Genomic DNA, 12639 nt, shown 5'->3' with positions numbered 1-12639 from the left:
AATATATGTTATAGGGGGGATGAGGTGAAAGGCTTATGTCTCTCATCTACAAGTACTAATATACAGGCTAAGTGTGAATCATTTGTTTTCTAAATGTGAAGAAAGTGTGAACTTTTTCAAAAATTGCCTTTTAACTTGATATAAATTTAAAAATATCAAGAACGTAAGCTAACAATCTCAAAATATTTAATATTAATTTACTAGAATAGACAATTTAACGAATTGTTGATATAGAACCGGTTCGATAAGTTATATTAGTAGTAGTGAAGAAAGGTGGAAAAATATGTCAAATATTCGTGATGTGGCCAAAGTATCTGGACATTCTATATCGACAGTTTCGCGGGTTATTAATAATCAAGGCTATGTATCCGCAAAAACTCAACAAGACATTGAAGATGCCATGCAAAGTTTGAATTATCAACGAAATGATATGGCACGCGCACTTAGCCTAGGTAAGACATCTCGAGTTGGAATAGTTTTGCCATATATCAACCATCCATATTTTCAGAAATTGGCTGATTCAATCATCAGTGCGGCCTTTGCTCATAACTATCAAGCGACTCTTTTGCAGTCGAATTATAATCAGGATCAAGAAATATATTTCTTGGATATGCTTAAGCATCATGCATTTGATGGACTAATTTTTACTTCTCGTTCGATTTCGTTCGACAAAATTGTTGAATATCAAAAATTTGGACCAATAACCTGTTGCGAAAATACGTTTGACTATCCTATCTCCAGCGCTTTTACTGACCGCAAAGATTCATTTGTACAAGCCTTGAAAGTATTAAAGAACAGCGGATACACACATATAGGTATGACGGTCAGTCGAAGTGAGAATACTAGTCAGAGTGCCTTGCTAACGACCGAAGCATATAGAGAAGTTTTTGGTGAAGAAATTAATGACCAATTGCTGTTTAGAGAATCAAGAACGATGTTTGACGGAATAACCGCCACAGCTCAATTTTTGAATTATGATAAAAAACTTCAAGTTATTTTTAGCAATGGCGATGAGATTGCAGCTGGAGCCATGCGTCAATTGCAAGAATTACATCGTGAAGATGTTGAAGTCATTGGACAAGAGAATTTGCCGATTGGATTTTTAATGAATTTTTCAACTATAGATCATCGATTAGAAGATATAGGTGAAGAAGCTTTTAATTTGTTGTTTAAGGACGAGATCATCAAGAAGTCGATCCCTTCAAAGTTCATTCGTCGGGGTAAATTAGAGGATCCAACTGATTATGAAGATGAGATCGATGAAATTTTGAATTGACTTGTTGGCATATAACAGGCATACTTACAAATGGTGCCAAACCGAGGTAAGGGTAAGAGGTCGGCGCGCAAGCGTTTGGAAGATCTTCGCACCTTACCACCGAAACAGCTCTGTACATTGTACAGAGCTGTTTTTTTTGCTTTACTATTTATCGTTGATACATTCTAAATAATATTCTAATTCATCATGATTCAAAAAATTGCTGTCAAATAAATCAGATATCTCTTCTTATCATTTTGGCACAATTATCTCTTCTATGGGATTATCATAGATAAACTTTACCTTTTTAGTTTTGTACTGTGTTATTGATATCATTTGTTTTTTCCTGATGCCGTGTGGACGTTTTAGAGTGGGGCATCACTTACTTTCATGATTTTGATATATTAATCACTTAAATGTGCTATTGCATAGTTAGCTTCAGCTTGTGTGAATTTACCACCATCTGGAGATGCTAACTGCTGACGAATATCTTCATTGGACATATTCATTTCTTTTTGATAAGTCTTAGCTGATTCTAGTGCATTTTTATTATAATCAGCTTGTAAATTGTCTACAGCATATTGTGCTGCTTCAGTCGGAAACTTGCCACCGTCCGGAGAACTTAGTTGTTCAAATATAGCTTGTTTAGACATGCTCATCATATCCGAATATTGTCTTGCTTGAACAAACGCATTGGAGTATTCTACAGGAACCTCGTCAGCACTACCCGTACTTACATTAGAATTTTCTTTACTATCGGTAGATGGCTTTTGCTTAGTTGAAATAATAAGTGGCTTAACAGTTATTTTTTTTGATAACGATTTGCCATTTTTATACACAGTCAATTTATATTTACCCGACATAACCATGGTTAATGTATCCCATTTCCTATTTGTTGCACGGTCAGAATATACTAAATCGCCATTACTGTCAGTTAATTTAAATTTATTATCAGGATTAGTGTCAAATTTAATATCTGCTCTTATTTTATTGTTTAATGTAACGTTTTGATTTTTAATTTTTAAATATATTTCATCTTCACTTTTGTTTGGCGAGAAAATATTAACCAAAATAACGATAGCTAGCAAGGACATTAGAACTATAAACCACGATTTTTTATAAAATGGCCTTTTTATCTTGTGCTGACGTCTATGTTTTTCTGATCTAGAATGAAATTCCCCATTGTTCATAATAAATTCCCCCATAATATAATTAATTAAATTATATCAAAGCAGGAATGCACTTCCAGATGCAATTAATATGCCACTTTTTTCTAATAGATATTGAAGTTTGCGGGTATATCCATCAAAGTAAGATGAAGACTAAAGCTATTCCACGGTGGATAAATTGGAAATTATATGCAAGTTGCTACTAATCAATATATTGAAGCTACATATACAATTGGCGGTGGAAACCACTGACACAAATAACCCTCTATCAATTGATAGAGGGTTATTTGCGCGTTAAATATAAATGTAATATTGAGATTATCCAAAATAATAACCACAATAGCAGGAATGTAGCACATAAATCTGTAGAAATGAAAAATGTGATAATTATCAGCCAAAAGAATAATTTTCTAAGTGATTTTATGAAATTGTAATCAGTTAAAAATTTAACGGTAGCTATGATGCTTTTCATATAATTAATTCATTCTCACGTTTTTTTATTAACTCTTTTAATTCTGCAATATCATCTAGTTCGGCTTGTTTTTTTATGAAATTTCTAGCAGCTGATCTATTTCTTAAGTATCGAGTATGTTCGCGGTTTTTGTCTTGCCATTTTTTATTAGCAATTGTTTGTTTATTTTCAGTCATTGATTACCTCTGTTTTTTTTATGAGAGTGATTATTGATAATGTTAATCCAACAACTAAAATTATTGTTGTCAATTTTTGTTTTGTTTCAATTTTCATAGTATTATTATCCTTCTATTTGATGATATGATTCATGTACAGTAAAGAGGCGCAAACCTCCTCTGAAGAATGCTATAAGAGCTACTATTAACTATATCACTGCAATGACTAAGTTGGTGTGGGCTCTTTTTTCGTTTTTGAAGGTCTGAACGATCCATATTCATCACCCCCTTTCTATATTTATATAAAACTAATAATAGTAGGAAAATAAATCGGTTTTTATACAAAAAATCGCTAGTCATTTTGACTAACGATAACACGTTTCTCACGGCCATTCTTCTATTATCTTGGTGACTCAATCGTGACTCACTTTTTTGATATTTCGCGAAATCTATTGATATATTTTATTTTTAAAATACTGCTATATCAGTGTTTTGAAATTCATAGAAATAAAAAAACCACTCCGGGGAAGAGTGGTCTTTTTATAGGGGATTAAATATTGTTATAGGGGGGATGAGAAAAGGGATTTCTTGTATCTCTTATCTACAATTTATATAATACAGGCCTATCATGAAGTATTTGTTTGTTAATTATGAAAATATTGTGAATCTTGGATAGCCAACTTTTAATGATAAGTCTTTTTTATAATTTTAAATTCTGTGTCCAATTTTAATACGACAACAATAGTTGTCTCCCTGGGGATAACTAATTCATCCCACGCTTATTAGTATAACTTATTTTTGGGATAACTACTACTGGTTGATACTCAAAAATAAAAAAATAGAAAGCATCCTGGGGAGGGATGCTTTCTTAGGGGATTAAATATATATGTTATAGGGGGGTGAGAAAAGGGATTTTTTATATCTCTCATCTACAAGTACTATCATAACCAAAATTTATGAATTAAATAATTCTAAAATATGAAAAAAGTGTGAACTTTCATATTTTTAAATTGGTCTAGATTAATTTATTTTTTATATTGTTAGTTGCATTTTAATCTTATACCACTTATACTATACACATGTTCACTCAAAGAGATGTTGATCTAGGCTGAAAGTCAACAGTGAAAATGGTGTTTTATTTTTACAGGTCGCTTACCTTTATCAGCACAAGAGATGCAAGAAATTGCAAATTTGGGTGGAACCGCGTTGAAGACGTCCCTAATACAGAAATGTATTAGAGGCGTCTTTTTTATTTTCAACGCAGATTAGATTGGAAGTTAATTATGGAAAGTAGCTCTAACAAACAAACACTCTCAAGATCGCTTGAGGGTCGACATATTCAAATGATCGCCATTGGTGGAGCGATTGGTACAGGATTATTTTTAGGCTCAGGTAGTGCCATTCACGAAGCCGGACCATCGATCATTTTGGCATATATGATTGCCGGATTCTTTTGTTTCTTTATGATGCGAGCTATCGGTGAATTATTACTATCAGATACAACTAAGCATTCATTCCTAGATTTCATCAGAATTTATTTAGGCGATAGATTTGAATTCGTAACTGGCTGGGCCTATTGGCTCTGTTGGATCACAGTCGCCATGGCGGATCTTACTGCTTCAGGTATTTATATCAGATATTGGTTCCCGGGAGTGCCCCAATGGTTATCAGCACTAGTTATTCTGTTAGTTTTGTTCTCAATGAATTTTGTGAATGTCAAATTATTCGGCGAAATGGAAACTGGTTTTTCGATGATCAAGATCATCGCTATCATTGCCTTAGTTGCAGTTGGCTGTGGAATGGCGATCTACGGTGCACCAGTTCAAGGCGGCCATGCGACATTTGCTAATCTGGTCAATCAGGGTGGCTTTTTTCCAACCGGATTAAAAGGTTTCTTAATGTCATTTCAAATGGTTATCTTCGCCTTTGTCGGTATCGAGATGGTCGGATTGACTGCTGGTGAAGCTGCGGATCCAGAGATCAATTTGCCCAAAGCCATCAATAGTTTGCCGATACGAATCGGCTTGTTCTATGTTGGATCAATGATTGCTATCATGAGTGTTTATCCTTGGGATAAGATTTCAACAAATTCAAGTCCGTTTGTCCAAGTTTTTTCCGGTATTGGGATCAATGGTGCGGCTGGAATATTGAATTTTGTTGTTCTAACCGCATCGTTGTCTGCCACTAACAGTTGTCTATTCAGTACCAGCCGTACACTATACAGCTTGAGCTTGAAGGGGAATGCACCTCGTAAGTTCAAGTTAATAGGAAGAAATGGCGTGCCGGTTTGGGCATTGATTTTCTCAACGGCGGCATTATTACTCATCGTTGCGTTGAACTTTTTTATGCCATCAAGTGTTTTCAGTTTAATTTCAACTGTTTCAACAATTAATTTCATCATTGTTTGGATGATCTTGATTTGGACTCACTTAAGATTTCGTAGGAAAAATCCTAATGGTATCAAAATTTTCAAGATGCCATTATATCCTTTTAGCAATTACATTAGTTTGATATTTTTCTTTGCAATATTAGTTCTATTACTATTCGTTAAAACAACGAGAATCCCGATGATGGTCACGGTTGTATTCTGGATCGTCATGTTATCTATTTATCACAAAAATAAAAACAGAGATGCTGAAATTAGCTGAGATTCAGTACGTATTCAATGGCAAAGTGGTTTGCTCCCGCTATCGAGCATAAGAGATGCAAGAAATTGCGAATTTGGGTGGAACCGCGTTACGACGTCCCTGATACAGAAATGTATTAGTGGCGTCTTTTTTTGATAAAAAAACTATAGGGGCTGATACTATGAGTGAGAAACAAACTCTTTCTAGGTCATTAGGAAGTAGACATATACAGATGATTGCAATCGGTGGGGCGATTGGTACAGGACTATTTTTAGGCTCTGGTGAGGCAATACACAAGTCTGGTCCATCAATCATCTTTTCGTATTTGATTACCGGACTATTTTGCTTTTTTATGATGCGAGCTATCGGTGAGCTACTATTGTCAGATACATCGAAGCATTCATTCTTAGATTTTATTCGCATTTATTTAGGTAATAAATTTGAATTTGTAACTGGTTGGGCTTACTGGTTTTGCTGGATAACGCTAGCGATGGCAGATCTTACGGCTACTGGTATCTATATTAAATATTGGTTCCCACAAATTCCACAGTGGCTAACGGCTTTGACGGTGCTAGTAATTTTGTTTGCAATTAATTTTGTGAACGTGAAGTTATTTGGTGAAATGGAGTCGAGTTTTTCGATGATCAAAGTCATTGCTATCGTTGTTTTAGTTGTAGTTGGTTTTGTGATGGCAATATTCCATATGCCAGTTAATGGGGGGCACGCTAGTTTTGCTAATTTAGCGAATCATGGTGGGTTATTCCCAACTGGATTGACGGGATTTTTATTATCATTTCAAATGGTAGTTTTTGCTTTCGTAGGAATAGAAATGGTCGGTATTACAGCTGGTGAAACTGATAATCCTGAGATCAATTTACCTAAGGCTATCAATTCCGTGCCAATTAGAATTGGTTTGTTCTATGTTGGATCAATGATTGCCATCATGGCAGTTTATCCTTGGAACCATATCACGACTGATGTCAGTCCGTTTGTTCAAGTGTTTTCTGGTATCGGTATTAAAGGTGCGGCTGGGATATTGAATTTTGTAGTTTTGACAGCAGCGTTATCAGCTACCAATAGTTGCTTGTTCAGTACGAGTCGAACATTGTATAGTCTGAGCATCAAAGGAAACGCACCTAAGAAGATGGCAATGGTCGGCCGTAACGGCGTTCCAATTTGGTCCTTGATGTTCTCTGGAGCGGCATTGTTAATTATTGTATTGATGAATTACTTCATGCCGGCAAGTGTTTTCAGTTTGATTTCAACGGTATCAACAATTAATTTTATTATTGTTTGGATCGTTTTATTGTGGACCCATGTGGTTTACCGCCACAGAACTAAAAATTTGAGTGCTTATCAGATGCCAGGATATCCTTATACTAATTATTTTAGTTTGGCATTCTTTATTGGAATTTTGGTATTGTTAATCATCATTAAGCAAACACGAATGGCAATGATCTTTACGGCATTGTTCTGGATGGTTTTGGTATTTATTTATAATATGCGGAAAAAGGCATAAAAAAAGCTGTACATTCCAACGAATGTACAGCTTTTTACTTTTTAAACGTTTTAATTGATATCTATATGATGTCCAAGATCTTTTTTATCTTCGACCTTTGGCAAATCAATTTTCAAAACACCATCAACATAATCAGCCTTGATGTTATTCTCATCAACTGCTGGTAAATGATATTGTCTTGAGAAGCGTCCACCTGAACGTTCACTCATAATCATATCGCCGTTTTTATCCTCATGATCGTTGAAGCTGTCACGGTGACCACTGATTGTTAGTGTGTCATTTTGATAATTAATGTCAATATTCTTCTTATCGAACGCTGGCATATCTACATGAACTTCATAGGCTTTGTCAGATTCTTTAATGTCTGTCTTTAGTGTTGTATCGGTATTAGCGTCCCTAAAGAATGTTGGAAAGCTATTCATCCAATTTGTATCAAACCAGTCTCTTGTAAGGTCATTTGGACGATCCATAATTTCGTTACTCATATATCAATTACTTCCTCTCCTTCATTACAAATACATTGTAGTACCTGTTCGGGGGGGAATTCAAATATTTAGCACTCTTAATTGTCGAGTGCTAAATATTATTTTTTCATGTAGTTCGTTGGTTCGAAATACTTTTGAAGTAACCCGATTAGTAAGTCAGTAATGACAGCCATAAGAGCAGTTGGCAATGCTCCAGCTAAAATCAAAGGGGCACCGTCAGTGGCGTTTGTACCACGAATGATCAGGTCTCCCAGTCCACCAGCACCAACGAAGGAACCAATGGCAGTATTACCGATGGCAACGACCATAGCGGTACGAATTCCTGACATGATAACGGACATTGCCAATGGTAGCTTAACCATGTAGAGTAGTTGTAAGCCGGTCATTCCCATACCGCGAGCAGAATCGATGACGTTGGGATCAACATTCTTCATTCCTGTGTAAGTGTTTTTGAGAATAGGTAACAGCGAGTATAAGAATATCGTCACGATAACTGTATTTGGTCCTAAGCCCAGCACCAGCATGATAATTGATAACATCGCCAATGAAGGGACTGTCTGGATAACGTTAGCGATACTGATAATGAAGTTACCAAGTTTGTAATGATTAGCGATATAGATTCCCAAAGGAATCCCGATGATTGCGGCAATCAAGACCCCATAGAATGAGATCAAGAAGTGACGGCAAAATTGTTCTAAGATATAAATTCCATTGTGAGTAAAATAAAAAATTAATTGTCTCCATAACGGCTGGTCAGCCATATTATTTTTCACCCCTAAAGTAATTATGTTTTTGTAAGAATTCTTGTGCGACATCTGCCGGTTCACGGAGATTATTATCGACTTCGTAATTCATGGTTTGCATTTGTGACAATGAGATTTTTCCATCTAAGCGATGTAGTAAAGGTTTGAGTTCAGGATGCTTGCGCAACAAGCTATTATTGACGACCATACTTGTATCATATGGTGGGAAGAAGTGTTTGTTGTCAGGCAAGATCTTCAAGTTATAACTCTTGATTCGTCCATCGGTCGAATAACCGAGAACAGCAGACATTTTTCCTGCCGCAACAGCTGAGTATACCAAGCCAACTTGCATGGGATAGACACGCTTAAAGGTAAATCCGTAAGCACGTGAAAAAGCTGGGTAACCATCGTCAGGACGATTGATCCAGATATTATCAGCGCCAATATTGATGTTTGGAGCAATTTTTTTCAAGTCACTGATATTGTGCAAGTTATATTTTTTAGCCATTTCTTGTGTGACTAACATGTTGTATGTATTGGCGAAACCATAAGTGGGGAACCAAGTTTGGTCGAAGCGTTGTTTGTAGAGTCTTGTAACGGTGCGATTAGCCTTGACACGATTGCTGATAGGTTTGTGATTCAAGGTGGCGATAAGTTCGTCACCAGTGAAATTCTCGGCCGCTATATCGGCGTTATTACGCATCAACGCTGCATGGACCAATTGGTTAGACCCCAAGTTATTGACGATTTCAGTGTGATAATTAGTTTCGTGTGAGATCAGTTCCATGATAATCTCAGACATGATCATTGACTCTGTTGTCGATAGACTAGCAACTCGAATCGTATCTTTTGATCCGGAACTAAGTCCGGGCCAGCCACATCCAGAGACTAAGAGCATTGTAGTTAGTGAAATCAATGTAATGATTTTTTTGAATATTTTTTTCATGATTACACCTCACTACGTTTCGTTTTTGGTGTAACTTTTTTCTCGAATATTCCTAATAAATAATCAGCCAGAATAGCCAAAATGGTAACCGGAATCGTACCACCGATGATCAAACTAGGATTATATAGATTCAGTCCGTTAAAGATGAAATCACCTAATCCACCGGCACCGATGTACGACGCCAAAGTAGACCAAGAAATAACATAAACAGTTGAGAGCCTGATACCAGACATTATAATAGGCATGGACATTGGTATTTCAACTTTAAAAATGGACTGCATCGTTGTCATTCCCAGACCACGAGCGGCGTCGATCAAATTTGCGTTAACTTTTTTCATACCGATATAGGTATTACGCAAAATTGGTAGTAGTGAATAAATAAATAACGCTACGATGGCGGGAACTTTTCCGATACCAAAGATCGGGATCATCAAAGCTAATAGTGCTAGTGAAGGAATGGTTTGCAACATTCCGGAGATCGACATTACATATTTGGCAGTTTTGTCATAACGTGTCAATAAAATGCCAAGTGGTACAGCAACGATTATGCCGAGGATAATGGCAAAAGCTGAGATGTAGATCTGTTCCCAGGTTTTGATTATCAATTCAGAGCCATGTTGGTTCAGAAAAGAAATCATGCATTATCACTCTCCTTTGCAATCGTATCGGGTAATTTGATGTTATCAGGATTATCCAATTCTTCTTTACCCCAGATGGCATCGTAAATGATGTTGACGAGGGATGCACGAGTGACGATACCAATCAAATTGTTGTCATCGTCGATGACAGGTACGTACTTGTAGCCTTGTTTAAGGATACGTTCACTCGTATCACGCAAATATGACGTTGTCTTGACTTTAAAACGATTGGCCTGGTAAATGTCCGAGACATTAGAATACTTCGAGTAACGGTCGTTAATCGTCTCTAGATCGATGAAACCTTTTAGTTTGTTATTGTCATCAGTAACCAACAATGTATCAACGTGACGATAACTCATTTCACGAATTGCTTCAGCCAATGATTGCCCAAGAGTGATCTTAGCTGGATTTTTCGACATGATGTCACTAACAGAAAGGGTGTTTTGTTGAGCCTGTAATAAACGTTCCTCACCAAGTAATTCCTTAACGAAGTCATTACCAGGGTGCTGCAAAATATTATCCGGTGTATCATCTTGAATAACGTGACCGCTGTCCATGATGACGATATGAGTTGCGAGCTTCAGAGCTTCATCCATATCGTGCGTAACGAAGATAATTGTCTTTCCAAGTTCTTCTTGCAAATGTTTAACAAGTTCCTGCAAGTCGTCACGCGTAATTGGATCAAGCGCACCGAAGGGCTCGTCCATCAGTATGATATCTTGATCGGCGGCTAGAGCACGAACGACACCGATTCTTTGTTGCTGCCCACCAGATAACTCGGCAGGGTAACGATCTAAATAGCTTTCAGGCAAGTCAGCCAATTTTATTAATTCTTTAGCCTTACGGTCCATTTTATCCTGTTGCCACTTGAGCAGCTTGGGTACTAGGGTGATATTGTCCTTAATGGTCATGTGAGGCATTAGTCCGTTATTTTGAATAACGTAGCCAATTGTACGTCGTAGTCTTACTGGGTCGAATGTCTTAAGATTTTTTCCCTTAAAAATGATTTTGCCACGACTAGGTTCAATCATGCGGTTGATCATTCTCATAGTTGTCGTCTTACCAGAACCAGAAGTTCCGATCAGACAAACGAATTCCCCCTTATTAACAGTTATGTTAATATCCTCGACAGCATCATTGCCACCGCGGTAATTCTTTGCTACATTTTGAAACGATATTATTTCTTCTGCAGACTGCATAAATCCTCCTATAAAATGACTAACGATAGCTATGATACAATTATAGAGAGATTAATTCAAAAAGAGGTCGAGAATAAAATGACAAAAATAGTTCTCAAACGTATCTATAACAAGGAATTGCCCGCCGGATATAGAATTTTAGTTGATCGGCTCTGGCCACGGGGTATGTCCAAATTACGTGCCAACTTGGACCTTTGGGCTAAGGATATCTCGCCAACACCTGAATTACGTAAGTGGTTTGATCATGATCCAAATAAATTTCCTGAATTCGAAAAGAGATATTTGTCAGAAATTGAGAATAATGACTATACCAAAGAATTTGTTTCTACCGTTATAACGGCATTAAAAGATCAAGATGTCTTAATTTTGTATGGCGCAAAAGACGAAGAACACAACAATGCTGACGTTCTCATAAAATATTTAAATAAAGTAATTAATAAATAATTGAACAATATACCTATCGTATTATAATTAGTATAAGTAAAGCCAAAAGACAGGACGGATTAAAATGGAAGAATTTGATCTAGCAACTCTTCTTTCCAGCAACGAGAAAACTTTAATACGAGTGTTGCAAAATTATGCCAGAACAAATGATCTGGTTATTTTTGTGTTAGACAATAATGACAAGTTGATGTCAAACGCTTTGGGTGAGACTTCAGAAAAAAGTATTCTTGCTGATTTGAGTAAGGTTAAAAATTTTGCGCAGTTAAGTACCGATCGATTCAAGTACAATATTGAACTGACCGATGTACCGATCCGTATTTCAAACATTAATCAAATGGTCGGTAAAATCTACGTTGCCCATGATGTTTCTGGTAAACCTAGTCCGGAGAGTCTGTTGTTATTACAGAGATTACAGAAACAAGCTGAATTCCTGAAGTACTTGTTCGAGAATATGGCGCGTTTATTAATCGAAAATCGTGGAATCGATGATTTCTTGGTCAAACAACCGGTCAATGTTGACGACATGATCGAGGAATTAGATGACAGTGAGGCGATGGCCTTGCAACAATTGAAGGGCTTATCGACATCCAATCGAGCAATCATCACAGCCGTTGAATTCATCGATGATAATTTGGACAAGCGGTTAACGCTGGACCAAGTTGCGAACCGAGTTTATTTATCTGATTATTATTTCAGTAAATTATTTAAAAAAGAAACTAAGTTAAGCTTTTCAGTTTATTTGAATGCCAGAAAAGTTCAAAGAGCAATGTTTTTACTTAAGGATACGGAAATGAGCATCCAAGATGTATCCAATGAATTAGGATTCACGCGTATGAGTTACTTTAGTCAGACTTTTAAAAAATATACTGGTTACACACCATCTAAGTTCCGTCACAATAAATAAAAAATTGGTCCTATACTTTCTGGTATTGATGAATAATCAATACCAGTTTTTTTATACTCTTTTAATGCAAAAAAAACATCACT

The 12639-nt window shown here is 36.4% G+C and carries 12 protein-coding genes; 5 read left to right on the top strand and 7 right to left on the bottom strand.

All coding sequences use genetic code 11. From position 1 onward, the window contains the following. Window positions 1–283 precede the first annotated feature (283 nt). Window positions 284–1276, top strand: coding sequence for a LacI family DNA-binding transcriptional regulator (locus EKM68_RS12120; RefSeq protein WP_125591073.1), 993 nt, complete (start codon window positions 284–286; stop codon window positions 1274–1276). A 383-nt stretch (window positions 1277–1659) separates the two neighbouring features. Here EKM68_RS12120 and EKM68_RS13735 read toward each other — a convergent pair whose 3' ends face one another. Continuing rightward, the gene (locus EKM68_RS13735; protein ID WP_225423010.1) at window positions 1660–2445 is read right to left on the bottom strand and encodes an Ltp family lipoprotein; all 786 of its coding nucleotides are present in this window, start codon (window positions 2443–2445) and stop codon (window positions 1660–1662) included. Window positions 2446–2892: 447 nt separating this feature from the next. Then, entirely contained in the window at window positions 2893–3072 is a 180-nt protein-coding gene (locus EKM68_RS12110) for a hypothetical protein (RefSeq protein ID WP_125591072.1), read from the bottom strand. A 1262-nt stretch (window positions 3073–4334) separates the two neighbouring features. Here EKM68_RS12110 and EKM68_RS12105 point away from each other — a divergent pair. Continuing rightward, a complete protein-coding gene (locus tag EKM68_RS12105; RefSeq protein ID WP_125591071.1) occupies window positions 4335–5699 on the top strand; it encodes an amino acid permease in 1365 nt (454 codons plus the stop codon). A 160-nt stretch (window positions 5700–5859) separates the two neighbouring features. Beyond that, the gene (locus tag EKM68_RS12100) at window positions 5860–7197 is read left to right on the top strand and encodes an amino acid permease (protein WP_125591070.1); all 1338 of its coding nucleotides are present in this window, start codon (window positions 5860–5862) and stop codon (window positions 7195–7197) included. Between the two features lie 50 nt (window positions 7198–7247). Here EKM68_RS12100 and EKM68_RS12095 read toward each other — a convergent pair whose 3' ends face one another. The 5 genes from EKM68_RS12095 to EKM68_RS12075 form a co-directional block, all read right to left on the bottom strand. Further along, the gene (locus EKM68_RS12095; RefSeq protein WP_125591069.1) at window positions 7248–7682 is read right to left on the bottom strand and encodes an Hsp20/alpha crystallin family protein; all 435 of its coding nucleotides are present in this window, start codon (window positions 7680–7682) and stop codon (window positions 7248–7250) included. 98 nt (window positions 7683–7780) lie between these two features. Next, window positions 7781–8443 carry an ABC transporter permease gene (locus EKM68_RS12090; protein WP_125591068.1) on the bottom strand — a complete coding sequence of 221 codons (663 nt, stop codon included), beginning with the start codon at window positions 8441–8443 and terminating at the stop codon, window positions 7781–7783. A gap of 1 nt (window position 8444) precedes the next feature. Next, window positions 8445–9371 (bottom strand): osmoprotectant ABC transporter substrate-binding protein, encoded by a 927-nt coding sequence (locus tag EKM68_RS12085; RefSeq protein WP_125591067.1) that lies wholly within the window; start codon window positions 9369–9371, stop codon window positions 8445–8447. 2 nt (window positions 9372–9373) lie between these two features. Beyond that, complete coding sequence (locus tag EKM68_RS12080) at window positions 9374–10009, bottom strand: ABC transporter permease (RefSeq protein WP_025023657.1); 636 nt, start codon at window positions 10007–10009, stop codon at window positions 9374–9376. Continuing rightward, window positions 10006–11208, bottom strand: coding sequence for a betaine/proline/choline family ABC transporter ATP-binding protein (locus EKM68_RS12075; protein ID WP_125591066.1), 1203 nt, complete (start codon window positions 11206–11208; stop codon window positions 10006–10008). Before EKM68_RS12075 ends, EKM68_RS12080 begins: the two co-directional genes overlap by 4 nt. A 78-nt stretch (window positions 11209–11286) precedes the next feature. On the opposite strand from EKM68_RS12075, the gene EKM68_RS12070 reads away from it, so the two are divergent. Together EKM68_RS12070 and EKM68_RS12065 are read left to right on the top strand one after the other, a co-directional pair. Then, window positions 11287–11652, top strand: coding sequence for a DUF488 domain-containing protein (locus EKM68_RS12070; protein WP_125591065.1), 366 nt, complete (start codon window positions 11287–11289; stop codon window positions 11650–11652). Window positions 11653–11716: 64 nt separating this feature from the next. Beyond that, complete coding sequence (locus EKM68_RS12065) at window positions 11717–12556, top strand: helix-turn-helix transcriptional regulator (protein ID WP_125591064.1); 840 nt, start codon at window positions 11717–11719, stop codon at window positions 12554–12556. The last annotated feature ends 83 nt before the right edge of the window (window positions 12557–12639 follow it).

Source organism: Companilactobacillus jidongensis, from assembly GCF_003946575.1.
In the GTDB taxonomy this organism is placed as follows: Bacteria; Bacillota; Bacilli; order Lactobacillales; family Lactobacillaceae; genus Companilactobacillus; species Companilactobacillus jidongensis.
This window is presented reverse-complemented; position numbering and strand designations above follow the sequence as displayed.